At 43.6% G+C, this 26,997-nt stretch carries 19 protein-coding genes; 6 read left to right on the top strand and 13 right to left on the bottom strand.

From position 1 onward, the window contains the following. Window positions 1–36: 36 nt before the first annotated feature. The 6 genes from ISG33_RS04240 to malQ all read right to left on the bottom strand — a co-directional run bounded on the left by ISG33_RS04240 (window position 37) and on the right by malQ (window position 10,721). Window positions 37–1,494: a glyceraldehyde-3-phosphate dehydrogenase gene (locus tag ISG33_RS04240; RefSeq protein WP_195732278.1), complete on the bottom strand. Its 1,458-nt coding sequence runs from the start codon at window positions 1,492–1,494 to the stop codon at window positions 37–39. 439 nt (window positions 1,495–1,933) lie between these two features. Next, window positions 1,934–2,311, bottom strand: a complete 378-nt coding sequence (gene msrB, locus ISG33_RS04235) for a peptide-methionine (R)-S-oxide reductase MsrB (protein WP_195732277.1) — start codon at window positions 2,309–2,311, stop codon at window positions 1,934–1,936. Between the two features lie 27 nt (window positions 2,312–2,338). Then, on the bottom strand, window positions 2,339–3,895 hold the full coding sequence (gene gnd / locus ISG33_RS04230; RefSeq protein ID WP_195732276.1) for an NADP-dependent phosphogluconate dehydrogenase: 1,557 nt from the start codon (window positions 3,893–3,895) through the stop codon (window positions 2,339–2,341). A gap of 90 nt (window positions 3,896–3,985) precedes the next feature. Next, window positions 3,986–6,148, bottom strand: a complete 2,163-nt coding sequence (glgX, locus tag ISG33_RS04225; RefSeq protein WP_195732275.1) for a glycogen debranching protein GlgX — start codon at window positions 6,146–6,148, stop codon at window positions 3,986–3,988. Between the two features lie 13 nt (window positions 6,149–6,161). Further along, window positions 6,162–8,378 (bottom strand): 1,4-alpha-glucan branching protein GlgB, encoded by a 2,217-nt coding sequence (gene glgB, locus ISG33_RS04220; protein ID WP_195732274.1) that lies wholly within the window; start codon window positions 8,376–8,378, stop codon window positions 6,162–6,164. Between the two features lie 147 nt (window positions 8,379–8,525). Then, window positions 8,526–10,721, bottom strand: coding sequence for a 4-alpha-glucanotransferase (malQ, locus tag ISG33_RS04215; protein WP_195732273.1), 2,196 nt, complete (start codon window positions 10,719–10,721; stop codon window positions 8,526–8,528). A 264-nt stretch (window positions 10,722–10,985) separates the two neighbouring features. Here malQ and gap point away from each other — a divergent pair, with 264 nt between their 5' ends. After that, window positions 10,986–11,981 (top strand): type I glyceraldehyde-3-phosphate dehydrogenase, encoded by a 996-nt coding sequence (gene gap / locus ISG33_RS04210; protein ID WP_195732272.1) that lies wholly within the window; start codon window positions 10,986–10,988, stop codon window positions 11,979–11,981. Between the two features lie 156 nt (window positions 11,982–12,137). Next, window positions 12,138–13,046, top strand: coding sequence for a D-hexose-6-phosphate mutarotase (locus ISG33_RS04205; RefSeq protein WP_195732271.1), 909 nt, complete (start codon window positions 12,138–12,140; stop codon window positions 13,044–13,046). 116 nt (window positions 13,047–13,162) lie between these two features. Here ISG33_RS04205 and ISG33_RS04200 read toward each other — a convergent pair whose 3' ends face one another. From ISG33_RS04200 to zwf, 5 genes are read right to left on the bottom strand one after another with little or no spacing between them, the layout of a single operon-like run. Continuing rightward, on the bottom strand, window positions 13,163–13,795 hold the full coding sequence (locus ISG33_RS04200) for a bifunctional 4-hydroxy-2-oxoglutarate aldolase/2-dehydro-3-deoxy-phosphogluconate aldolase (protein WP_305040885.1): 633 nt from the start codon (window positions 13,793–13,795) through the stop codon (window positions 13,163–13,165). Window positions 13,796–13,798: 3 nt separating this feature from the next. Continuing rightward, window positions 13,799–14,755, bottom strand: coding sequence for a glucokinase (gene glk / locus ISG33_RS04195; RefSeq protein ID WP_195732270.1), 957 nt, complete (start codon window positions 14,753–14,755; stop codon window positions 13,799–13,801). A gap of 4 nt (window positions 14,756–14,759) precedes the next feature. Beyond that, window positions 14,760–16,580, bottom strand: a complete 1,821-nt coding sequence (gene edd, locus ISG33_RS04190) for a phosphogluconate dehydratase (RefSeq protein WP_195732269.1) — start codon at window positions 16,578–16,580, stop codon at window positions 14,760–14,762. Window positions 16,581–16,589: 9 nt separating this feature from the next. Then, window positions 16,590–17,282, bottom strand: a complete 693-nt coding sequence (gene pgl, locus ISG33_RS04185; protein WP_195732268.1) for a 6-phosphogluconolactonase — start codon at window positions 17,280–17,282, stop codon at window positions 16,590–16,592. 5 nt (window positions 17,283–17,287) lie between these two features. Continuing rightward, entirely contained in the window at window positions 17,288–18,790 is a 1,503-nt protein-coding gene (zwf, locus tag ISG33_RS04180; protein WP_195732267.1) for a glucose-6-phosphate dehydrogenase, read from the bottom strand. 432 nt (window positions 18,791–19,222) lie between these two features. Between zwf and ISG33_RS04175 the strand changes: the two genes are divergently transcribed. The 3 genes from ISG33_RS04175 to ISG33_RS04165 all read left to right on the top strand — a co-directional run bounded on the left by ISG33_RS04175 (window position 19,223) and on the right by ISG33_RS04165 (window position 23,509). Next, window positions 19,223–20,074: a MurR/RpiR family transcriptional regulator gene (locus ISG33_RS04175; RefSeq protein WP_195733027.1), complete on the top strand. Its 852-nt coding sequence runs from the start codon at window positions 19,223–19,225 to the stop codon at window positions 20,072–20,074. A 78-nt stretch (window positions 20,075–20,152) separates the two neighbouring features. Then, the gene (gene pyk, locus ISG33_RS04170) at window positions 20,153–21,589 is read left to right on the top strand and encodes a pyruvate kinase (RefSeq protein WP_195732266.1); all 1,437 of its coding nucleotides are present in this window, start codon (window positions 20,153–20,155) and stop codon (window positions 21,587–21,589) included. 177 nt (window positions 21,590–21,766) lie between these two features. Continuing rightward, window positions 21,767–23,509 carry a PAS domain S-box protein gene (locus ISG33_RS04165; RefSeq protein WP_195732265.1) on the top strand — a complete coding sequence of 581 codons (1,743 nt, stop codon included), beginning with the start codon at window positions 21,767–21,769 and terminating at the stop codon, window positions 23,507–23,509. A 16-nt stretch (window positions 23,510–23,525) separates the two neighbouring features. Here ISG33_RS04165 and ISG33_RS04160 read toward each other — a convergent pair whose 3' ends face one another. Then, window positions 23,526–24,623 carry an RNA polymerase sigma factor gene (locus tag ISG33_RS04160; protein WP_195732264.1) on the bottom strand — a complete coding sequence of 366 codons (1,098 nt, stop codon included), beginning with the start codon at window positions 24,621–24,623 and terminating at the stop codon, window positions 23,526–23,528. 3 nt (window positions 24,624–24,626) lie between these two features. Further along, window positions 24,627–25,544: an alpha/beta fold hydrolase gene (locus ISG33_RS04155; protein WP_195732263.1), complete on the bottom strand. Its 918-nt coding sequence runs from the start codon at window positions 25,542–25,544 to the stop codon at window positions 24,627–24,629. A 228-nt stretch (window positions 25,545–25,772) separates the two neighbouring features. Between ISG33_RS04155 and ISG33_RS04150 the strand changes: the two genes are divergently transcribed. Beyond that, window positions 25,773–26,954, top strand: a complete 1,182-nt coding sequence (locus tag ISG33_RS04150; protein WP_195732262.1) for a saccharopine dehydrogenase family protein — start codon at window positions 25,773–25,775, stop codon at window positions 26,952–26,954. Window positions 26,955–26,997 lie beyond the last annotated feature (43 nt).

Below are 26,997 nucleotides of genomic sequence, written 5' to 3'. Positions count from 1 at the left end.
GAAGCGAACACGCTTGAAAGGCTTATGTTCCTCGATTTAAAGTGCTTTAGGCTTTGGCACTACAGGATAGTGCAAACCGGCCATATCGCGCACAACACGCATCACTTGGCAGCTGTAGCCAAATTCATTGTCGTACCACACATATAGTGTTGCACGATTGTCCGCAACAATCGTGGCTTGAGAATCAACCACACTGGCAGCTCTTGTGCCCACTAAGTCAGTGGAAACAATTTCTTTTGAGGCGGTAAAATCCAACTGGTGCTGTAAATCGGAGAACAGACTCGCCGTTTGCAAATAGTTATTAATACCATCTTTATCGGTTGACGATTTCAAGTTGAGACTAAGGATCGCCATTGATACGTTTGGTGTAGGCACTCGAATCGCATTGCCTGTTAGCTTTCCAGCCAACTGCGGGTAGGCTTTGGCAACAGCTTGTGCCGCACCGGTTTCGGTGATGACCATGTTGAGTGAAGCACTTCTACCGCGGCGGTCAGCCTTATGGTAGTTGTCAATTAGGTTTTGATCGTTAGTAAATGAATGCACTGTCTCGACATGACCGTTCTCAATACCATACTCTTCGTCCAATGCTTTGAGTACTGGGGTAATTGCATTAGTTGTGCAACTTGCAGCAGACAATATTGTATCAGTGTCAAGAATATCACAGTGATTAACACCATGAACAATATTCTTAATATTGCCTTTGCCTGGTGCGGTAAGTAAGACTTTTTTAGAGCCTTTGGCTTTTAGATGCAATCCAAGCCCTTCTTCGTCACGCCACATACCAGTGTTGTCAATAATCACGGCATCATTAATACCGTACTGAGTGTAATCAATTTCATCTGGACTATTTGCATAAATTACTTGGATGTACGAGCCGTTTGCTTTTATTGCTTTACGCTCTTCGTCGATCGTAATGCTGCCATTAAATGGCCCATGGACCGAATCTCGACGCAAAAGGCTTGCTCGTTTTTCCAAGTCTCCTTCTCTACCACCACGCACCACAATTGCACGAAGGCGTAATTTGTTATTCTTGCCTTGTCGCTCAATTAGAAGACGCGCTAATAAACGTCCAATTCTACCGAAGCCATACAATACAACGTCGGTCGCTTTGTGTTCATCGGCAGCGCCATGCACTTCTTTCAACGCGTCGTTTAAATAGGCTTGTAGGTCGTCCTGATCTTTGCCAGCGCCATAATGGAAATCGAAAGCCAATTTACCTATATCAACTTCCACAGGCGCAAGTTGCATATTATTAATAGCTTCCAATATTGGCCAGCTTTCGCGAAGACGGAGTTTTTGGCCTTCATGACGTCGCACAGTGCGATGTGCTTTAATCACTTCAATCGCAGTAGCATTTAAAAGTGTACGTCCATATACGGTTATTTCCACGCAGTGGTTACGATACAAACTTCCGATAAGTGGTAGCATTTTTTCAGCGTATTCTTGTCGCTCTTGCCAACTACTTAGTAATTCCTGTTCGAACTGTTGATTCATGCAAAGTGCCTTCTAAACCTAGTGAGTGAATGTTAAGTCGCGCGCATTCTATGCAATCCGAGAGTTGATGCCAAATTGTTGATAATTTTCACTTTTTTGGCTAAAGCTAAAAAGGCTTTGATTTTGTGTGTAATTTTTCAACAAACAAGCACTAGGCTCAAGACTGAGCCTGAAAAATACTGTGAAAGAAAGATTTTCGATAGCGCTTAGATATGCTATGGATGTTCAGCTGGCAGAGTGGAACTAAGCTAAGACAATGATTTGTATTAGCTTATTTTTGGAAGTGGCCTAGGTTAAAAAAGCTTGCAAAGAATACGATGCATTTTTCATAGTTCTTCCATTTGTAACTTAATTTCATCAAAAAAATTGATATTTGTTTAATTTATCTGCGTATTCAGTCAGATTTTGGTGTTTTACTCAAAAATGTAGGTATCGTTTACTATTCGTTTTCCTCAAACGTCAAAGAAACCGAATTTACGCAATAACGCTGGCCAGTAGGTTGAGGACCATCATTAAATACATGGCCCAAATGTGCATCGCAGTGCTTACACAAAATTTCTACTCTTTTCATGCCAAGGCTGTTGTCTTCGCGATAGACCACATTGGCTTCGTCACTTTGCTCATAAAAAGAGGGCCAGCCACAACCTGAATCATATTTGGCGCCAGAGTGAAATAGAGGTGCCGAACAGCATTTACATAAATAATTGCCTGTAGCTTTATTATTCAAGTATTCGCCTGTGTAAGGCTGTTCCGTTCCGGCAAGGCGCGTTACGCGATATTCCTCTTCGCTAAGTTGCTCTTTGTATTTATCACTCATTACTTACTCCAGTAGAAAACGCAGCAGTTATTTCTTAATTTGTACCTGCGGACGTTCAGGCTTGTTCCATTCTATATGGAATTTTTTGCCTTCTGGTTTATCTGTGCGTGAAAAAGTATGCGCACCAAAGAAATCTCGTTGCCCTTGCAAGAGGTTTGCCGGCAATACTGCGCAACGATATGAGTCATAATAGCTTAACGCGCTAGACATTGCCGGGCACGGGATACCCGCGATCGTCGCTGACGCAATCGCACGTCTCCAATTAGCCTGATAGTGATTGATTTGTTCTATGAAGAAAGGGTCAAGAAGCAAATTCGCAAGATGCTCATTGTTTTCATAGGCTTTTGTGATGGATTGTAAAAACACTGCGCGAATAATACAGCCTGCTCGCCAAATTTTTGCAATCTCTGCAAAGTCCAAAGTCCATCCGTGCTCTTTCGCGGCAATGCTCATCAATTGGAAGCCTTGGGCATATGCGCATATTTTCGAACAATACAGAGCATCATGAAGTTGCTTGATGACATCTTCTTTGCTGTCTGATTGTGTCATATTGATAGCTGGCCCAGATAAATGCTGGCTTGCCATCACACGCTCGTCTTTAAACGACGATAAGCTTCTGGCAAAAACAGCTTGGGTGATAGTTTGTGCAGGGCTGCCTACTTCAAGTGCGCTCACTGCTGTCCACAAGCCGGTTCCTTTCTGACCCGCTTTGTCCATAATTACATCAACGAGGGCTGCACCAGACTCGGGATCATGTTGGTCAAGCACTTCCGCGCTTATCTCTATCAAATAGCTGTTTAAAATACCCTGATTCCATTCTCTGTAGGTAGCAGCAATCTCGGCTGGCGTCATTTTCAGACCAACACGCATAATGTGATAAGCCTCGCAGATGAGTTGCATATCCGCATACTCAATGCCGTTATGTACCATCTTCACGTAATGCCCAGCGCCAACGGGGCCTATGTAGGTTGTGCAAGGTTCCCCTTCAGTCACTGGCTTGCCTGGCTCATAAGATTCAATAGGCTTTCCTGTCTCAGGGTCAACTTTTGCCGCAATTGCCTGCCATATTGATTCGATGCGAGTCCAAGCGTAAGGATCTCCAGAGGGCATTAAGGAAGGACCAAATCGAGCCCCTACTTCGCCACCTGAAACAGCCGTCGAGAAGAACACGAATTTTCCTCTATATTTTTTCTCGCGTGCAACAGAGTCCGTCCAAAGGCTATTTCCTGTATCGACAACGATATCGTCAGCTTGCACGCCAGCATCTATTAAATGATGACAGACATGGTCGACAGGCTTACCAGCAGGCACCGAAAGAATGATCGTATGTGGCGCTTTGAGATTGGCTAAAAGCTCAGTATATGACCGACAAGCTACCACCCGCGGTTTGTCGACCATGCGTTCCTCTTCGTCCTGCGCAAGTATGGCGTCAATTTTCGTCTGATCTAGGTCGAAACATGCCACCTTGTAGCCATTATCAGCAAGGTTAAGTACTAAGTTCTTACCCATGACTCCCAAGCCAATAAAGCCGATATCACATTGTTCTGCGTTGTCGATGCTACTTGGGGAGGTTGGCACACTCATATTATTTACTCGTCAATAGTGAAGTGGCGCGATCATAGCACTCATCTAAGTAGATGATAAATAGCTAAATACCAAAAAACATAAACCAAGTTATCTTTTTCTGAATAACGACAAACATCTCGCTGGCATTTTAAAAAGCGGACTAATAGGTAAGGATTGATAATCATCTATTCTCTCACACGCCGTATGCAGCATGCATTCCCATTCCACATCATTCAACAAGAGGGGAAGATTAAACTCAACGTCATCTGCTGAGCCGTTAACGCAATAAAGCCACTCTTGCCCGTCTTCCGTTTCGTCTGTGCTTTGATTAGCTATCGCAACAAGGTGTAGCGCGAAGCAATGATGATTGTCGTTAGTCCAATCTTGATCCCGCTTGTGTGAGCCGTCTACGCGATACCATTGAGTGGAAGCGATGTTGACTTCACTGGTAAACTTGTCATCAGCAAACATCATTCGGCTGAGAATTTTGTGTTGTTTTCTCAGCGCTAGCACGTGACGGGTAAACGCCAAAAACTGACGTTGCGTTGATGTGAGTTCCCAATTGAACCAATTTAGCTCATTATCTTGGCAATAGGCATTATTGTTACCTTTTTGACTGCGACTGAGCTCGTCCCCCCCCAAGATATGAGGTGTGCCTTGCGACAACACTAGAGTGGCAAATAAGTTACGCTTTTGCTGTTCTCGCAACGCAATAACTTTAATGTCGTCAGTTTCCCCTTCAACACCGTAATTCGCACTTAGATTATGATTATGACCGTCTCGGTTGTCTTCTAAATTTGCAAAGTTATGCTTGTGTGCATAACTTACCAAATCATGTAACGTAAAACCGTCATGGTAGGTGACGTTATTGATACTTGCTTGCATAGGCCTAACGCCCTTGGGGAAAAAGTCCTTCGAGCCCATAAAGCGGGTAGCAAAATCAGCTTTAAGACCCTTGTCTGAGCGCCAAAAACCTCTCACATCATCTCTAAACCTGTCGTTCACTTCTAACCAATAATCAGGGAAATGACCTAATTGATAGCCACCAGGTCCAATATCCCAGGGTTCAGCTATCATAATGGCATCTTTGAGAACAGGATCTTGACGCAGAATTTTAAAGAAGGCCGCATTAGCGTGAAAATCGACGGGCTCTCTGCCGAGAGACGCTGCCAAATCAAAACGAAAGCCATCCACCCCCATCTCAACAACCCAATAGCGTAGTGAGTCGATGATCATAGTCTGCATGAAAGTGTCGGCAGTATTGATCGTATTGCCACAGCCCGAGTAATTTAAATAGCTAGGATGACTGAGCTCATCATTGCTTACTTGTAAATAAGCGTGTTGATGACAAAGCCCCTTAAAAGACAGAATACAGCCGGGCTCACCACTCTCACAAGTGTGATTATAAACAACATCAAGCACAACTTCTAAGCCTGCAGCGTGATAGCGCTCTATCATCTGCTTACACTCATTTACGGCATCAGTTTGTGCGTAGCGAACTTCTGGGCTGAAAAAATTAATTGGGTTGTATCCCCAATAATTCGTTAGCCCTTTTTCGCTAATGTAAGGTTCAGGCATAAACGCAAAAATTGGCATGAATTGCACGGTGGTCACGCCTAGGGAAACCAAATGTTCGATGATATCCGGATGCGATGCACCTAAGTAAGTTCCGCGCTGCTCACTAGGCACACTCGGGTGCAATTGAGATATGCCCTTCACGTGAGCTTCGTAAATGATGCGATCGCTTGCTTGCAACACACGCTTTGCGTAGTTAGTTATCGAGTTTGTTGTTGCTGTTTTTTGACGAACAATAGACTTAGGAACAAAGGCTGAATTATCCTTCACCGTATTACTGTTGATTAGCGCATCACTCCCGTTATAAGCCTCTCGGTCCCAATGAAGTGCTTTGCTTATCTGTGTTGCGTATGGATCGATGAGCAGTCTACCCTCATCCATTTCATCATTGACTCTGCGATGCACTTTAGGTCTAACACGATAGGCATACTTTTGCCCTTCCTTAACACCCTTAATACAACAGAACCATTTAGATTGAATACGCTGATGCAGTTTGAATCTAGCGAGTTCTTGGTCGTCCTCGCTGAACAGACATAAAAAAACTTGCTCTGCATCGGGGCAGTAGATGGAGAAATTGCAACCGCTTTCATTCAAGGTCGCACCAAAAGGTGCCACTGATCCTTCACAGATATCGAAACCTGCATTATTCAAAGTTTGGCCTTCATCGAGGGCATTTGCATTATTTAACGCTGTCATTACTCGTTCTTTGCTACTTAGTCCAGCGAAGGAATATCACACTTAATGGTGGTAATTGCAATTCGATTGAGTGTTCACAATCATTCCAAGCGATAGCTTGCGACTGTAATGTTGGCATTGAGTCGAGGTCACTTGCGTAGCCGCTGCCGCCAAACTTAGGGTGGTCGGTATCAAGCAGCACATTATATTTGCCAGCTTTTTCAACACCCACCTTAAAATTATCTCGAGGAATTGGGGTGAAATTAGCTACTACGACGATATTTTCATCATTTTCCTTGTTTCTTCGAAGCAGTGATACCACAGACTGCTCTGCATTATTATGGTCTAACCATCGGAATCCTGCGGGGTCATGATCAAGTTCGTATAATGCCGATTGAGAGGTATAAAGTGTATTAAGAGACTTGTATAACTCACTGATTCCTTGGTGCTTGGCCTCTTCCAGCAAATGCCAATCCAAGGAAATATCGTGATTCCATTCACGGTTTTGGGCAAATTCATTGCCCATAAATTGCAGCTTTTTGCCCGGGTGAGCAAACATAAAGCCGTAGTAGGCACGAAGGTTTGCAGCTTGTTGCCATTCGTCACCTGGCATTTTTTGCAGCATTGCGCCCTTTCCATGCACTACCTCATCGTGAGATATGGGCAATACAAAGTTTTCATCAAAAGCATACACCATACTGAATGTGAGTTCACCGTGATGAAAGCGTCGATAGGCTGGATCTTTTGAAATATAGTGCAATGAATCGTGCATCCACCCCATATTCCATTTAAAGCCAAAGCCGAGACCGCCCATATCGACAGGCTTTGATACGCCTGCAAACGACGTCGACTCCTCGGCAATTGTCATTGCATTCGGATGTTTCGCATACACCTCGGTGTTCATCCATTTTAAGAGACTAATTGCTTCGTAGTTATGGTTGCCACCATCGATATTAGGGATCCACTCGCCCTCGTTACGAGAGTAGTCTAAGTAAAGCATAGACGCGACTGCATCGACTCTAATCGCGTCAACGTGATACTTGTCGAACCAAAACAGAGCGTTAGCTACCAAGAACTGGCGAACAGTATCTTTACCAAAGTCATAGATGCAAGAGTTCCAATCCGGATGCCAGCCTTTTCTCGGATCTTCATACTCGTATAGGTGCGTGCCATCGAACCGAGCCAAGCCATGCCCGTCTTCCGGAAAGTGCGCGGGAACCCAATCGATAATCACGCCAATACAGTTTTGATGGCAAACGTCGACAAAATACTTGAAGTCATCAGGGTCACCAAAACGACTCGTGGGTGCAAACAAACCAACTGGTTGATATCCCCAAGAGCCATCAAAGGGAAACTCTGATACCGGCAATACTTCTATGTGAGTATATCCCATGCTTTTCGTATAGGTAACTAAGTCTTGCGCAAGTTCGCGGTAATTTAAATAACGCCTTTCGGGATCACCTGGCTTCTTCCAGGAGCCTAAATGCACTTCATAAACACTCATGGCACTATGGTAGTGGTCGATGTTTTCACGTTGCATCCATTTGTCGTCTCGCCACTGATACGCGTGTTGATCGTATACAACAGAGCAATGTGATGGATACTGTTGATGATGAAAACCAAGGGGGTCGGCTTTGTCTGGCAAACGATGACCGCTGGCATCTTTAATAGCATATTTATAAGTATCGCCAACCTGTAAACCGGGAATAAAGAGCACCCAATAACCGAAATTAGTTTTTTGCATAGGAAAAGAGCGATCATTCCACAAATTAAACTCACCAATTAGCGAAACGGCGCTTGCATTAGGCGCAAATACTGCAAAACGTACCCCTGATACTCCCTCTACTTCACACAATTGTGCGCCTATTTGGCGATATAAATTCTCTGGTTGGTGGTCAACAAAATGTTCGGCGTGATACGCGGTATCTTTAAATTGGTAGGGATCAATAAATTCATGACTATCTGCACCAAAATTGGCCTTTATTTTAAATACGGTGTTTTTGGTCTTCGCTAACGAAAGCTTCCCAACAAAATAACCTTGGTAATCCTTGTCTTTAGTTAACTCGCACAGCACGCGATTATCTGCTGCGTCAATTAGCGTTGCTGATACCGCATCAGGCAACCAAGCTCGGTAGAACGCTTGAGCAAGGGACTTTTTAGTCTTGACTTTCACCTCAGGGGCAACTGTCAACCCCAAAAGTTCAAAAGGCCTACTGCATTTACCGTGCACCAAATTGTTTGCCGTATTCATTTTTTTATCCTTTATCAGCTAGCCACTTTGATCACCAAGATGATTAGCTTATACAACAGAGGCTTACACAATACAATGTAAGCCTCATGAATTGTTAACTCGCAAATTCTGAAACGCAGAGCGCTCTAAGTGCCGATTATTGCAATACTAGTCGCTACTCGCTACCTTTCTTCTGTTGCTCAAGTTTTTTGCTAGCGCAGTAATTTTTTCATCAGTAAAGATGTCTTCCAAATTACGAGATAATTTGCGTTTCCAATTCGGATACTCCTTAAATGTGCCAGGAATATTGACTGGTTTGTCCATTTCAAGCCAATCTTCTAATTGCAAACTTAACAACGCACTTGTGCCAGTTGCCATATGGGTTTGCAAAGCGTAATTCAGCTCTGTATTCATACCTACATGATTCACATCATGACTGATATTGCTGGAAACAGAATGATGGCCATGCAATGAATCTAAAATATGCTGCTTGTTTTCATGACGGCTATCATAGAGCGTTGCCAGAATCTCATCATCAGGATACAAGCCAACTTCCTTCCCTAGCGCTAAATCATCGCAATGCCAGTAGCCGCTGAGCGTGGGCATATCGTGAGTTGTTAGCGTCGCCATAGACTGACATGGATAATGGGATGGCGAGTAAAATCCACCATCTTTGGCCTGTTCAAAAAAGAATACTCGGTATGAATACATGCCATTATCGGCAAGCTTTGAGCGAATTTCCTCGGGTACCGTTCCTAAATCTTCACCAATCACTAAGCTTTTATTTCGTTGGCTTTCAAGTGCCAAAATAGCTAGCAGATCATCGACAGGATAAGCCACGTAGCCGCCGTCACAAGCATCATCGCCTTTATACACCCACCAAAGACGTAGCAGAGCCATTACGTGATCAATCCTCAACGCACCTGAAGCATGCATGTTAGACGAAAAAAGCTCTATAATAGGCTGATATGCTTGTTCATAGAGTTTAATCGGATCCATTGGAGGAAGCCCCCAATTTTGCCCTAATGGCCCAAGAATGTCAGGAGGAGCACCCACTGAAGCGTCTGTGCAATAGAGCGATTTGTTACCCCATATTTCAGCACTTCCTTCACTCACACCCACAGCCAGGTCACGATAAAGGCCGATTAGCATACCTTCGTTATTGGCAACCTCGCTAGCTTGTTCAAATTGAAGTGCTGCCTGCCATTGTAAAAATAGATAAAAACTCACGCGCTCCTTATTCGCTTTTGCAAATTCGGCAACCGCTGGCATATCGTAAGCTTTGTATTCGTCGGGGAATACCGGCCAGCCCCAGAATTCTTGTCCTTGTTTTTTGAGGTGCTCTTGTAGGGCTTCAAACACAGCGAGGGTTTGCAAACTTTCTGCGCCGCTCTCAACAAAGGCCTTAAAAGCTTTGTTTTGTTTCGTATTTTTGGAGAGATATGTAGACTTATAGGCCTCGAAAACTCTGTTTAATGCTTCGAGCTTTATACTGGCAACGCCTTCGTAATCAACATATTCAACTGCTCTAAGAGCGTTAAGTGTTGCTTCGACATTTTCTTCTTGCATCCACTTCTGGACGCCTTTTGAGGAGAATTGATCAATCGCCTCAACGTCGATATATAGATAATTTAACCATCTTCTTGAGCTAGGACCATAAGGACTACAAGCGTCCGGATTCGATGGGTAAAGTTCGTGAATTGGGTTTAAGCCAACAAAATCAGCACCTTGATCGGCAGCATGTTTGACCAGAGTCGATAAATCAGTGAAATCCCCAATACCCCAGTTGCGTCGGCTTCGTACACAATATAACTGAACGCTTAAGCCCCATATTTTCCTGCCCTTCTCGATTTCTTTGGGAATATAGCAACGCTGAGGGGTTTTGATTATTTTGGAAACAGCTAATTCAGCTTGCTTGTGTTCGATAGAAAGTGAATGGTAGCCCATGGGTAAATCGTGTTCGAAAGAAATAGCATATTCTTGTATCTCCTCATCATCAAGCTGAGCAACATTTAGCAAAGTATGCTCCACCGGCTCGAAAGACTGACTTATTACTTCGCCACTCTCGAGGCTAAGTTGTGCTGTAAACTCTTCTGCAGCAAATTCAATTCCAACTCTAAGTGGAAAAGTAAACACTTCGTCATGCTTGATTACCTGAACGGGGTTCAGCATGTTTAGCCACTGATTACTTAGCTGCTCGTCGACTTGCTGCTCTAGAATGCTTTCATCATCAACTGAATAGCCCATAGCTTTAAGAAGCTTAGATTTAGTGCAGTCTTTAACTACCGCTGGTTTTCCCCATGCGTCAATAAAAGTAGACTCAATTCCTCGTGAGGAGACTAAATCTTCGACAATATGATTCATATTTATCATCCTAGTTGTTCCCACCTCAACAATTTGATGCGTGGCGAACTTTCATTAGCGTTTTTGCAACATAATTTTAACGCGACATTATTCATCAGAACAGCGAACTTGGGTATTGAATACGTTTGCATTAGTATTTTAGTTATGAAAATTTGTAATTAAACAACAATTGTTAATATATCTTTGCAATACTGGTCCTTTTGATCAATAATTTTTGTAATTTTATTTCAAATGATTAGTTTATCAGTCAAAGAGGTCACTTCCATGGCAATTAATGTAGGAATTAACGGGTTTGGCAGAATTGGGCGTTTAGTATTACGTGCAGCTGCCAAAAGAGACGATATTAATGTTGTAGCAATTAACGATTTGCTCGACTTAGATTACATTGCATACATGTTCAAATACGATTCTACTCATGGCCGCTTCGATGGTAGCGTTGAAGTTGTTGGCGACAAACTTGTTGTAGATGGTCAAGAAATACGCGTTAGCGCCGAGCGCAAGCCCGAAGACCTTGCATGGGATGCTGTCAATGTCGACGTCGTAGTAGAATCGACTGGCCTCTTCCTAACTGAAGAGACAGCAGCTAAACACATTACTGCTGGAGCTAAGAAAGTTGTTATGTCTGCCCCGTCGAAGGACCATACACCGATGTTCGTAATGGGTGTTAACCATGATAAGTACAATGGCCAAAGCATTGTTTCGAATGCTTCATGCACTACAAACTGCTTAGCGCCTCTAGCAAAAGTACTGCATGACGAGTTTGGTATTGTTGATGGTCTCATGACTACTGTTCATGCTACTACAGCTACTCAAAAGACAGTTGATGGACCTTCTGCCAAAGATTGGCGTGGTGGCCGCGGTGCTTCTCAAAATATCATCCCATCTTCCACTGGTGCAGCAAAAGCGGTAGGCAAGGTGATCCCTGAGCTAAATGGTAAATTAACCGGCATGGCATTTAGAGTACCAACGGCTAACGTTTCTGTGGTTGACCTAACAGTAAACCTTAAATCAGCGGCGAGTTATGAGACTATTTGTAAAGCAATGAAAACGGCTGCCGAAGGCCCTTTGAAGGGAATTTTAGGCTACACCGAAGACGCAGTCGTTTCTCAAGACTTCATTGGTGATACGCAGTCTAGTATTTTTGATGCAGACGCTGGTATTTCTCTGACCGACAATTTCGTTAAAGTTGTGTCTTGGTATGATAACGAAGTAGGCTACTCTAATCGCGTGCTTGATTTGGTTGCTCATATCAGCAAATAGCCAACATTCAACTATGGCTTTTGATGACTTTAAGCCGATAAAAGACGACAATGAGTCGTCTTTTTTTTATCTGTTGTAAAAGACTCGCTAGCCTACTCTAGTTTTACAACAAACTCGGCGCCCTATTGTGCAAAGCAAATTGTGGATGGAATGATAATGATTTTGGATTTAACACGACTCAATTCAGTAAGTGAAAGCCAATTCGGTGAATTGCCTGTGTTGGAAATTAATAACGCCTCTTGCTCTGGCACTATAAGCCTTTTTGGCGGCCACATTCTAAGTTTCAAGCCTAAACACGACCAACGCGAGAGATTATGGCTTAGCGATACTGCTATTACCGATAAATCAAAGCCTATAAGGGGCGGTATTCCGATATGTTGGCCTTGGTTTGCGAATATCTTCCCAAGCGTTCAAACACCTAATGAACAACTTCCTGCGCATGGTTTTGTTAGAACGCAAGATTGGCTTTTGGTAGATGCTACTGAGAATGACAGTAGCACGAGGCTTGTTTTACAACCCAAAAAGCTTGGTCTTTATGCTTTTTCCGCCTCGCTAAGAGTTTGCTTGGAAGTCACTTTTGGAGCCGAGTTAACAGTAAAGCTCATCACGACATACGATAAAAACGAAGATGTCCAAGCAAAAGTAGCGAGCGCGCAGGCACCTCTAGCAATTACCATGGCACTCCATAGCTACCTCGCCGTGAGTGATATTAACAAATGTGAGCTAGTGGGTGTGGAGGCCGATTATATTGATAAACTCGCGAATGATAGCATCACAACAACACCCTCCCCTTATATTTTTGATCAAGAAGTAGATCGTATTCACATGTCGACGCAGAGCGCACCGTTACATACAGTGTCGGTAAACGACGCTAAAACTACCACCCTAAAGCAGCAAGGGCATGACGCCTTAGTAGTTTGGAACCCATGGATAGATAAGTCGTCGGGGATGGCTGATATGCAACATGATGGGTATAAATCAATGTTGTGTGTAGAAGCAGCTGTTGTAAATCCAATAACGCTGAATTACGGCGAAAAACATGAGTTGATACAAACAATTAGCTAATAGCTAGCGCGCAAGTACTTTTTGAGTTGAAGCACAAAAAAGCAGTAAGGCTAAGTCAAGCAAAAGGGAAGCCATTGTTCCCTTTTGTATTAACAAAAAATAAAGCGTACTTTAGTTTATTTGACGGCTTGCTGAGCTAACTCAGTAATAATGTGCCATTGTTTATTTTCGATAGCGTCGCTAGGTGCTAGCCATGAACCTCCACAACATTTCACATTTGGTAATGCCAAATACTCTTTGTAGTTACTAGGGCTAATGCCGCCTGTTGGACAAAAAGTAATATCAGGGAATGGACCACCAATTGACTTCAAAGCTTTAACGCCACCTGCAGCCTCAGCTGGGAAGAATTTGAGGTGATCATAGCCCGCATCTTTTGCTTTCATGAGGTCAGAAATATTCGAAACACCTGGAATAAGCGGAATACTGCCTTCTTTACCCGCTTTTAATAGGTCTGCTGTTAAGCCCGGACTAATTGCAAACTTTGCACCAGCCTCGGTCACCGCTTTAAGTTGTTCGCGATTGGTAACAGTGCCAGCACCGATATAAGCATCGGGCAATTCTTTCGCAATCGTACGAATAACGTCCATTGCTGCCTCGGTTCTCAAGGTAACTTCTAAAACGTTAATACCGCCGGCCATTAGCGCTTTAGCAATTGGCACTGCGTCTTCCACATTTTCAATTACGAGAACGGGTACCACCGGTCCTTGTTTAAAGATTTCTTCTGAGGAAAAGGTCCAGTTATTCATCATTCGTTAGTCTCTTTTAGTTTGTTGTAGTAAATAAGCTAATGCGCCAAGCAATCCATGATCGGGCTCATTAATTAAGTAAGTTGGAATAGGCGAAACATAAGAAGAAAAATTCCCTTTTGCTTCGAAACATTTTCTAAAGTCGCTGTGTACAAAGAAGTTACCCAAACGAGAAGCTATGCCGCCGCCAATAAAAACGCCGCCAGTGGTGCACAAATTTAATGCCAAATTCCCTGCAAAACTGCCCATTATTCGACAAAATTGCGACACGCTCTCTACGCACAAACTGTCGCTATTATCGAGCGCTCTGCGCGTAATATCTGCAGGGTCATCATAGGCAACTTCTGCGTTTTCATGCAGTGCCAAGGCCGTATAAATATTCACGATACCTCTACCAGACATGACTTCTTCACCAGATACACGACCAAGTTTTTCTTTTAAATAACGCCAAATAATGATGTCTTTATCATCGTTTGGAGCGAAATCAACATGACCGCCCTCACCATCAAGAGTTTGCCATCCCTCATTGGTAAGAGTAAGGTGTTCGACACCCAAGCCTGTGCCAGGGCCAAACACCACGATATTGCCTCTTTTATCTGCTTCGCCAGAGCCCACCTGAATAAGTTGCTCGCTAGACAGAGTAGGAAGAGAATAGGCAACCGCCGAAAAGTCATTAATCACAAATAAGTCATCAAGACCTAACTGTTCTTTAAGTGCACTTTTTGAAAATGACCAAGAGTGGTTGGTCATTGTTACCTGATCCTTATTTACCGGGCAAGCGATAGCAATGCATCCTGCACTAAACCGGCTTTGCCCTACTTCATTACCAAATTCAACAATTGCGTCATAAATGGTCTCAAAGTCTGTGCACAAATATTTTTTAATGGTGTCTATTTGCCCATTCTTAACGAAGGCTAAACGAATATTTGTGCCACCTACATCTGCAACGAACATATTAGTCATACTCTTACTCTTGCTCAAAAAACAACGAACAGGCACCTTCTTCAGCACCAGATAAAGAAGCTCGCATACCAGCAAACAATTCACGGCCCATGCCTATGTGACTCTCGCTAAGATCAGCGGTTTTAGCTTCTCTTGCGCTTAGTTCTGCGTCATCAACATGGAGCGTAAGTTCGCCAGTTGCTGTGTTAAGCTCCAATAGATCGCCTTCTCGCACTTTTGCAATCAAGCCGCCTTTGTAAGCCTCTGGGGTAAGGTGAATAGCAGCAGGCACTTTACCCGACGCACCAGACATTCGACCATCAGTTACCAAGGCAACTTTGTAGCCTTTATCTTGCAAGACGCCAAGCGGCGGTGTGAGACGATGAAGCTCTGGCATACCAATGGCAGCCGGTCCTTGGAAGCGCACAACGACAATACAGTCTTTATCCAAATCACCATTATTAAACGCTTCGTCCAAAGCATATTGATCTTCAAATACCACTGCTGGCGCTTTTATGTGACACTCTGGATCACGCAATGCAGATGTTTTAATAACGGCACGGCCTATGTTGCCCTGCAAGACGCTTAAGCCGCCATCTGGTTTAAATGGTTTTTCAACTGTTGCCAACACTTCAAGGTCAAGTGACGCTGTTGGTCCATCTTGCCAAATGAGTTCACCATCGCGAATAACAGGCTCTTTGGTATATTGTTCTAAACCACGTCCACATATAGTGTTTACGTCGTTGTGCAACAATCCCGCGTCAAGCAATTGCTTGAACAATAAGCTCATGCCACCGGCAGCGGTAAAGTGATTAATATCGGCTGATCCATTCGGATAAATACGGGTTAGCAGCGGCGTCGCTTTAGAGAGATCAGAAAAATCGTCCCAAGTAACTATCAAGCCAGCAGCGCGCGCAACAGCAACGAGATGCATGGTATGGTTGGTAGAACCACCGGTAGCAAGTAACGCAACAATACCGTTGACCATCGATTTGGCATCGACGATATGACCAATTGGCATGTAGTTCTCGCCTAAGTCGGTTAAACGAGTCGCTTGAACCGCTGCCGCTTTTGTTAGCGCATCACGTAGCGGTGTTCCTGGGTTAACAAAGGATGCACCAGGTAAATGCAAGCCCATCACTTCAACCACAAGTTGATTACTATTCGCAGTGCCATAGAAAGTACAGGTACCGGCAGAGTGATATGACTGCGACTCCGCCTCCAAAAGCTCATCCCTACCCACTTTGCCTTCAGCGTATGCTTGACGCACTCTTGCTTTTTCTTTGTTTGGCAAACCCGATGGCATTGGGCCAGCAGGTACGAATACTGTAGGTAGATGACCAAAACTCAAACCACCCAATAACAAACCGGGTACGATTTTATCGCAAATACCAAGCATCACGGTCGCATCAAACATATTGTGCGACAAGCCAATGGCCGCTCCCATCGCAATATTGTCTCTACTCATCAAGCTCAATTCCATTCCAGCGTTGCCTTGAGTGACACCGTCACACATGGCTGGCACACCACCGGCGAACTGAGCGACGCTGCCGACAGAACGTACCGCATCTTTAATTTGTTGAGGGTAACTCTCATATGGCTGATGCGCTGAAAGCATGTCATTATAAGACGAAACTATAGCGATATTTGCCTTCGTCATACTTCTTAGATCAGCTTTGTCTTCCTTACCACAGGCCGCAAAACCGTGAGCTAAATTACCACAGGATAATTCTCCACGCAGTGGCCCTTGTTTTCTCGCTTTTTCTATTTTCGCTAGATAGGCAGCGCGAGTTTTTGCGCTGCGTTCAATAATTCTTTGAGTAACTTCTTGGATAATTGGATTCATTGTATTCTCCTATGGCGCCCACATTAGTTCTACAGAGCTTTTATCGCACACAGCCTTGATCGGCTTTTCGATATCAGTTGCGTTTTCAAGCGCATCCATTAACACCGCACGTTTCTTGTCACCAGTAAGGTGAAGAAATACATGGGTAGCACTGACGAGGGCTCTGAGAGTAAACGACATACGCTGATGTGGCGCTGTGGTTGGTTGAGTGGCAATTAACATCGCTGGTGAGTTTACATCCAGCCCTGCTTCAATTTGCTCACTACAGGGGAATAGCGAGGCCGTGTGCCCATCTTCCCCCATGCCAAGAATAACAATATCAAATGGTAAGCCTAGGTTAGTGAAGGTAGCACTTAGTTGTTCAAGCGCTTCATTTGCATCACTATGGTGCGTCTTAAGTGGAATGAAATTCGCACTAGCGGCATGGCCGGTTAACAAGTTTTCTCTAACAAGTTTCTCGTTACTTGCTGAGTCGGCGCTATCTACCCAGCGCTCATCAGCAAGCGTAATAGTGACTTTTGACCACTCCAAAGGCATTGCTGCAAGCGCCTTAAACAAAGGTAAAGGTGTGCTGCCACCGCTAACTACTAAGCTAGCTTGCCCCTTCTCGCTAATTGCCTGCTTGAGTGTGTCTGCAATACGTTGGCTAAAAACAGTAACCAGTTCATTTGATGTAGCAAATGTGTGTGTGTGTAAACTCATCGTTGCTACCTCTTAACCTTGCTTTCGTACCATGAACGTTCTTCTCTAGCGAGAAGCGCAATAGACGACACTGGGCCCCACGTGCCGGCTTGATATGATGCTGGCGGCTCTTTGCTTGCATCCCATGCGGCCCTAATAGAGTCAACCCAGGTCCACGCTTGCTCAATTTCATCGCGACGAACAAACAAGGCTTGGTTGCCTATCATGACCTCAAGCAGCAATTTTTCGTAAGCATCTGCAATTCTTTCGGCAGCGAAAGCTTCTGAGAAACTCAAGTTCAGTTTTGATTTTTGTAAATCCATTGAACCGGTGCTTGTTAAACCAGGCACCTTATTCATGACTGTTATTTCAACACCTTCATCAGGCTGAAGGCGAATAACAAGTTTATTTTGCGGTAAAGTGGTAAAGCTATCGCCGAAAAGATTATGCGGCTGTCGCTTAAAATAGATAACGACTTCACTGGTTTTATTCGGTAAGCGCTTACCCGTGCGCAGATAAAATGGTACTCCAGCCCAACGCCAGTTATCAATTTCTGCTTTTATTGCAACGAAAGTCTCGGTTGTACTTTTTTCGTTAGCATCGGGCTCTTCAAGGTAGCCAGGCACTTCTTCACCGCGAACAAAACCTGAAATATATTGCCCGCGCACTGTTTTTTCACTTACGTTACTAGCGTCGATTGGACGAAGTGCTTTCAATACTTTGAGTTTTTCATCTCGAATACTATCTGCATCAAGTGTTGTGGGTGGCTCCATCGCAACCAACGAGAGTATTTGCAATAGGTGGTTTTGCACCATGTCACGCATTTGACCAGCATCATCAAAGTAGCCCCAACGCCCTTCAATACCGACAGATTCGGCAACGCTGATTTGGACATGATCGATACAATTATGGTCCCAGTTGGTCGCAAAAATACTGTTCGCAAATCGCAGTGCAACCAAATTAAGCACAGTTTCTTTACCAAGATAATGATCAATGCGATAGATTTGCTTCTCGTCGAAGAACTCAGCCACTTGCTCGTTAATAACCATCGACGACTCAAGATCGTGCCCGATAGGCTTTTCCAGCACTACACGTACACTTGGATCTATTACTTTTGCCGCATCCATACCCCGGCATATATCACCGTATATAGAAGGTGGTGTTGCAAGATAACAAACCATGGTTCGTGCAGGATCGACATGCTCACACAATTTTTTGTAGTCTTTTGGCGTTTTCATATCGATCTGAACATAGTCCAAACGCTTTATCAAACGCTTCCAAGTATCCTTACAAAAAGGTTCATCAGTGAATTTTTCGATATTGTCTTTGACTTGAGTCGCATAGTCCTCAACAGACATATCTTGACGTGCCACACCAACTATTGTTGTGCCGTCGTTTAGTAACTTTGCTTTTTCTAGCTGATATAAAGAAGGGAGAAGCTTTCGTCTTGCGAGGTCACCAAGGGTGCCAAACAACACGAAATCAATAGGTTCATATCCAGTACTAGTAGCCGCGGTATCTATACTCATAGTAGCCTCTGTGCACAAACTATCTGTGCGAAGTTGTAATTATTGACAGGTAATTATCACCTATAGTATTCAACAAATGTAGTAATATTACAACCAATTCCAGAGTAAATGACGATAATAATTAACATATATTCAACAGTCTTTTGGGTCTTGCATAAATATTACTCGATTTAGAGTATTTATCATACAAAACCTGTTACGACGGGCTGTTATTGACACCCACAACGAACGATTACTTAACAAAAAACCAGCAATTCGAGAAAAAGATGTAAATTAATTTTGTCAAAAAGTTACAACATAAATGACAAACGCAAAAAATAATCGTAGTATAATTACATATTGAGAGTTGACCTTGTATTTACAACGCCAGAGTCTCTGTTCAAACGCACAACCAAGGCTGGTTGTCGTCTCGATTTCAGACGAGCAAGAATGATGAATATATTAGAAAAGATTACAAGCCAAAAAACTGATTTTAGTAAGTCGGAAAAGAAGGTTGCTGAAGTTATATTAGCTAATCCGCAAGTTGCCATCCACTCCTCAATAGCTACCCTTGCGAAGATGTCAAATGTAAGTGAGCCCACTGTAAATAGATTCTGTAGAAGACTCGATACTAAAGGCTACCCAGACTTCAAATTGCATCTTGCACAAAGTTTAGCAAATGGCACTCCCTATGTTAATCGACACGTGGATGAGTATGACGGCCCCTCCGAGTACACTAACAAAATATTTGAATCCACCATGGCATCGTTAGAGGTTGCTCGCCAATCAGTAGATGTACCCACGGTAAATAGAGTAGTTGACTTACTTACTCAAGCCAAAAAGATATCGTTTTTTGGAATGGGCGCTTCCTCTTCAGTTGCGCATGATGCCCTTAACAAATTTTTTCGTTTTAATGTTCCCGTGGTCTATTTTGAAGACGCACTTATGCAGCGAATGAGTTGCATGAATTGTACTGAAGACGATGTCGTTGTTCTCATCTCCCACACAGGGAGAACTAAGAGTCTTGTCGACATCGCACAAATAGCCAGAGCAAACGACGCGGTAGTTGTTGGTATCACATCAGCCAATAGCCCTTTATCAAAGGAGTGCAATTACGTGCTGTCTCTCGCCGTACCAGAAGACACCGACCTGTACATGCCAATGGCATCACGGATTGCACAATTAACGCTGATCGATGTTCTAGCGACGGGCTTTACCCTGCGCAGAGGCACAAAATTCAGAGAAAATCTAAAGCGAGTCAAAGATACCCTAAGAGGTAGTCGCTTTAATAAGAACGAAAGTTAAGTGTAATAAATTTTCAAAGATGAAATAAAGCTGTCATTTTTTAATGTAACAATAGTCAAAAAGAGAATCGAGTTATTTATGTCACGTAGAACAAAAATCTTAGCAACCCTAGGTCCGGCAACGGATACAGTAGAAACGATTGAAGCCATTATAGCCGCAGGTGCTAATGTTGTTCGTATGAACTTCTCTCACGGAAATGCTCAAGACCATATCGAGCGAGCTAATAGAGTGAGAGCAGCAGCAAAAAAACTAAACACTTATGTAGCAATTTTGGGTGACTTACAAGGCCCAAAAATCAGAGTGTCTCGTTTTATCGACAGCGCTGTTCACTTGGACCTTGGTCAAGATTTTTGTTTAGACGCAGAGTTAGATGTTAATGCCGGAACCAACAAAGTGGTTGGCATTGATTACAAAGCCCTACCCGACGACGTAAAAAAAGATGACTTATTGCTTCTCGACGATGGTCGCATTCAATTAGTCGTGACTTCTGTAGAGGGACGCAAAGTACACACTAAAGTAGTCGTAGGTGGAAAACTCTCCAATAATAAGGGAATTAACCGTCAAGGTGGCGGCTTGTCTGCTGAGGCTCTCACCGAAAAAGATAAACGCGACATCGTTACTGCCGCCGAAATTGGCGTAGATTATCTAGCCGTTTCTTTCCCACGTTCTGGTGCTGACTTAGACTATGCGCGTGAATTAGCAAAAGCTGCAGGTGCAACACCTATGATTTGCGCTAAAGTCGAGCGGGCTGAAACTGTTGCTTGCGACGAAGCAATTGACGATATTATTATGGCGTCCGATGCCGTTATGGTTGCACGTGGTGATTTAGGTGTGGAAATTGGTGATGCAGAACTTGTTGGTGTGCAGAAAAAATTAATAGCACGCTCTCGTCAACTCAACAGAATTGTAATCACTGCTACACAAATGATGGAATCGATGATTGAGAGCCCTATGCCGACTCGGGCCGAAGTAATGGACGTAGCCAACGCCGTGTTAGATGGCACAGACGCTGTTATGTTGTCTGCAGAGACCGCCGCAGGTAAATTCCCGGTAGAGACTGTACAAGCGATGGCTCGAGTGTGCGAAGGGGCTGAAAGCCATCCTAGTGTGAAGATATCAAAGCATCGTCTTGATGAGTTTTTTAAAGATGTGAGTGAAACCACTGCAATGGCTACTGTTTATGCAGCAAATCACTTACCGACAATCAAAGCCATTGTTGCTCTAACAGAAAGTGGCACAACACCTAAACTAATGTCACGAATTACTACCTCTTTACCCATCATAGCGATGTCTCGCCATGCTGCCACACTCAAAAAGATGGCACTTTATAGAGGAGTTATTCCACTTAAATTCGATTCTACAGAGTGTAAGCCTGGTGAATTGACCAAAGACGTTATCGTTGCTCTTAAAGCATCTGGTCTAGTTAAAGAAGGCGACCAGTGCATCTTGACCTACGGCGACCAAATGGAAACCATAGGCGCGACCAACGTGTGCAAAATAGTTAGTATCGTATAAACAACTACCTGCAATAATAAGAAATAGCCACACTCTGTTGTGGCTTTTTGTTTTCAGTTAAGCCACGCACTCAATAGTAAAGCGCCCGCAGCAGTGGGCCTGAGCTATTGGGAAATAATACTTCACTTTTTCAGCCATTATACCGATAAATAGTAATCGTTCCTCAAGGGTAAGCTGATGGCTTTTATTTTTGGCAATAAAGACAACTCCACGATTATTCAAGCATTAGATCAAGCGGTTGACGCCGTTGTGTCTATCGACGTTGATAACAAAGTGACTTTTTTCAACAAAAGTGCCCAAAAGCTTTGGGGCTATAAACAGGAAGAAGTCATTGGCCAGAACGTAAAAATGTTGGTGCCTTCAGATATCAGAAGCTCGCATGATGACTATATCAACAATAATCGAACGAGCGGCCGAGATAAAATCGTCGGTATATCAAGGGATGTAGAACTCTTTACGAAGAGTGGCGAGCGAATTTGGTGTAACCTCTCTCTATCTAAAGTAAAAACAAAAAAAGGCATAGAATATACCGCTTTTGTAAAAGATATTACGGAACAAAAAGAAGCACTTTTCATTATTGATCAAACACTCGAGCAGTGCCTAGATGCTGTTGTTACCATAGATGAGCAAAATAAGATTGTATTTTTTAATGCCGCAGCAGAGCGTTTATGGGAATGCGATAGAAACGAAGTGTTAGGCGAAAACGTTAAGATACTCGTACCTGATGCCATCAAAGCCGGTCATGATCAGATGGTCAATAGCAATCGCCTCGGCGGCGTTGATAAAATTGTCGGAACATCCCGAGACGTCGCCTTCAAGTCGATGAAAGGCAAAGAGATTTGGGGCAACCTGTCGCTGTCTAAGGTAGCACTAGAGGATAGAGTATTATACACCGCCTTTATCAAAGACATTACCCACCAAAAAGAGCAACAACAGCGCATAGCCTTGCTCTCTCTGGTCGCAGATGAAACAAGCAATTCGGTGATTATATGCGATCCCGATGGACTGATAGAGTATATAAACCCAGGATTTACTACTCTCACAGGTTGGACTTTGGACGAGGTAATGGGTAAAAAACCCGGCAGTTTCTTGCAAGGAGAGCACACATCACAAAAAACCAAAGAGAATATATCTAAGTGTTTACGAGAACAAAAACCCTTTTACGAAGAGATTCTGAATTACGACAAACAAGGTAATTCTTACTGGATAAGCTTAAGTATATCTCCAGTTTTCGATGACCAAGGTCGTCTAGAAAAATATGTCTCGATACAGGCTAACGTAGACAGCACAAAAAAACTCGCTCTTGAAAACGACATCAAACTAGATGCTATAGACCGCGCCAATATCATAATGGAATGGTCAATCTCTGGTGATATGACGTTTGCCAACAAACGTTGCTTAGAAACCTTCGGTTATAGCTCACAAAACGAGTTAAATGGCAGCATAGATAACTTGTACGAGCAATTAACGAGCTCGGAGCTCGACTCGCTTAAATCCGGTAACTCTGTCCAGACAGAGATCAGTTATACGGTTGGCGGTGGCAGAAAAATTTTACTGTCCGTTATTCTAAGTCCTGTTGACGATGAGACTGGTGCAATAGTTAAAATACTAATGTACGGAAGCGACGTGTCGGAACGCAATGCGGTTCTGCACGAAACTCATGATGCGATGTCGCAGGTAATGGACAAGATAGGGTCAATTATCCAGACAATTAACCAGATATCGTCACAAACAAACTTACTTGCTCTAAACGCTGCCATTGAATCAGCTCGCGCAGGCGAGGCTGGCCGAGGTTTTGCCGTGGTGGCTGACGAAGTGAGAAACCTAGCTGGCAGTACAACCGAATCGGCTAACGAAATTGGCAGCCTGATAGAAGAAACCAAAGGCCACGTTGATAAACTATCCAGTTATCTAAAATAGTATAAAGCGAGGCGCACTAAAACCGCCCGCTTCCAATTAACCCGATAATCAAGCCTGAAAAACCACTGGCTATACCGAGAACAAGACAAGCATAGCTGAGCAGTTTCATCCCCTTGCTAACCGGTTGGGAGCCTGACTTGAGATAGACAAAACGCATACTCCTTAGCATTAACACAAATAGACCTATTGAAAATCCAACAAAGGTAATCAGGGGCCAAAACCAACCATCAGTTAATTCGTATGCAATTGTTAATAAAACACCCCAAGTGAGTATCCAAGCGATAAGTTCATTGCGATAGCCCCTCATGGTTTGCTTGTCGTCATTGTCATTTAACTGCTTAATCGCAATATTTGATGACCATATCGTAGCGAACACAGCTAAAAAAGCCCCTATCATAGCACCACCAAGTATCACGAAGAATTTTGACAATGAACTTCCAGACACTTTAGCGGACACCGATGCCCCAGTAACTCCAGCCACTGCTTGCGAGGTTGGCGCCAACAGCCCGGTGATTGCACCGGAAAAACCCACGGCAGGCGCAGTTGCAAAGATCGCTTTACCAGCCTTCTTAACAAATTCGTCTTTCAATGCAAGTCTGGTTCTTGATAGCTTTTTTCGCACGTTGGCTTCACTCAAATCGAGCAATTTGGCAACGTGGGCACTCGACTGCTCTTCACGATAAAACAGGATGATAATTTCTCTATCCTCTGGTGGTAACGCATCAATTAACTCCTGAATTACTGCGTTTTGTTCTTTTGTGCAGATTTGGCTCTCTGCATCGGATTCGTCAAGTGCTTCGTTATCAAATTGCCCCTCGTCGAGCCTAGTGTAGTTTTTATTCGAGCGTAAAAAGTTGAAAGCAGTGTAGCGTGTACTTTGGCGAAGCCATGGTATGAAACTTCCCGCATTATTTAGTTGTTGAATATTCTGCCAAAGAGAGACAAACACTTGTTGTGCAATCTCTTCGCTATCATCTACATCCTTCACCACGGCTAAAGCAATACTCGTTACCAAATTGCGCGTCTCATGAATCAGCGTTTCGTATGCTTGAAGGTCACCATTCTGGGCTTTTTCTACAACGCTCGTTAGTTTACTGTCTACTATTGATGCCATAATTTATCCCTTTGCTGACGTGCTTAAAAACGCGTTGAGGTTGGCCATGAACCAATCGAAGCTATCTAGCATGATGAAATGGCGAGCTTTAGTATTCATTTTTACCTCTGCATTTTCAACACCTTCAAATTGAGCGCGATATAAGTTTGCAATAAATTCGTGTTGCTGAGTAGTCTGAAATGCGCCAGATGCCCCCATCAGTAAAATAGGGGTTGTTGTTGATCGCAGTGCAAGTCTCAAATCAGTACTCATTAGTTCATGCATTACTTGGCCAGTAAACTGCGGGTTAGACCCTTTAGCCATATCAATAATGTACTCTTGATCTTCCTTTTTTGTTGCTTGTATGAAAACACCACGGCGAGCCTGATCGGCTAGTTGCGAAGAAGTCATCGACGAAAATGCTGCCAGCATAGAGTCAGCTTGGGAACGAAGTTGATCTGCTGTGGTTTCATTTGAACGAGTAAATACCGGGCCAATAAAGGGTAAACCGTCTACCGATACTACTTTTTCAATCTCATTCGGATAGCTTATTGCCATGGAAAGCGCAGTAAAGCCGCCCATACTATGCCCGACAATGTGAGGTTTTAACGACATATTTGTACGAATGTAGCGAATTAAGGACTCCTCAAGCAAATTCAAACTGAAAGGCAGCTGCTTATCATTGCTTCTGCTACCTAGCTTGCCAAAACCGTTCAAACTAAGCGCATGAACCTCAAAATCCTTTTGTAGAGCCGCAATCGTTTCTTCGTATACTGATGAATCCGACATCAACCCGGGCAGCAAAATAATGGGCTTTCCATTACCATATATCTTCGCTTCGAATACAGTGGAGAGACTTTCATCCGGCGAAGTTGCCGCCTGAGGTGATGCTATTTCACTGATGATTAACAACAAGCTAATAATTACGATTTTTATTGTCATGACAATTTTCCTTACAAAGTGGCTCTCGATTGAGCCTTCTTAACTAAGTAACCAGCCAACGAAAAAATGTGACAACTATTTTCAAATAATTTGAGTGATAACTCCTAATAAAGCAAAAAAATAGCCCTCTGCGCAATTGAGTCCTAATATTAGACGAGTTCAGTCACTGCCAAGCCTAGCTAGTGGGTAAGGTCAATTCATTCATCTGAGAATCTACGAGGGAATATAATGCTTAACAAACAAGAGAAGAAATACGATGTTGTGATTTATGGTGCTAGCGGTTTTACTGGAAAATTAGTGCTTGAATACTTTGTCGAAAAATATGCAGATTCGGATGTGTCTTGGGCCTTAGCCGGTAGGAATGTAGTCAAGCTAATGGAAGTTGCTTCAGCACACAATGCCCCGCAAAACATTGACATTATGTATGCAGATGGAAATGACGAGGCCAGTATTCAGCAATTGGTTGCGCAAAGCGCTGTTGTTTTAACCACGGTTGGTCCTTACCAGATCTATGGTGAGAACTTAGTTAAAGCTTGCGCTGAGTCAGGAACAGGTTATGTCGACCTCTGCGGTGAGCCAGTGTGGATGCACCAAATGATTGAAAAGTATCAAGCAAGCGCACAACAAAGTGGGGCTAAAATTATTTTTTCCTGCGGCTTCGACTCTATCCCCTTCGATTTGGGTGTATTTCATCTTCAAGAAAAAGCCATTAAAGAAAGTGGTGCTCCAATTGAGTACGTAAAAGGTCGAGTGAGAAAAATGCAAGGTAAGTTCTCTGGTGGCACCGCTGCCAGCCTAAAAGCCACATTAAAGGCAGCGTTTGCCGACAAGACTCTGATGTCAGTCCTTAAAAATCCGTATTCGCTTGCTGGTGATTCTGTGGCGGTCGAGCAACCAGATGGTGATAAGCCTTATTTTGACGAAACGCTTAACAGCTGGGTAGCACCATTTATTATGGCCGCCATTAATACCCGAAACATTCACAGAAGTAACATGTTGCTCGGGCATATGTATTCTAACACGTTTAAATATGATGAAATGTTACTCACTGGGCCAGGCGAACAAGGTGAAAAAATTGCACACGCGGTAGCCTCAGACAAATCGCTTTCTAGCGATTCAGGACCAAAGCCTGGTGAAGGCCCAAGTAAAGAAGAACGCGACAATGGTTTTTACGACGTGATGTTTTTAGGAAAGGATAACAACGACAAAACTCATATAGTTAGCGTTTCAGCCACCTGTGACCCCGGTTACGCATCCACGTCGAAAATGTTAGCTGAGAGCGCCATTTGTTTGGTTGAGAACTACCCGACCATTGCAGGCGGAATATATACCCCCGCGCCATCGTTAGGGAACGCCTTAATCAAACGACTTGAAAACAATGCGGGTTTACGCTTCAAGATTGAGGCCTAATTGACTCTGCTTCTCATCATTAGTGCACAAGTGCGTATGACAC

Source organism: Marinibium conchae (assembly GCF_015595035.1).
Classification (GTDB): Bacteria; Pseudomonadota; Gammaproteobacteria; order Enterobacterales; family Alteromonadaceae; genus Glaciecola.
Note: the sequence above shows the minus strand (reverse complement) of the source record. Positions and strands in the feature narration are given on the sequence as shown.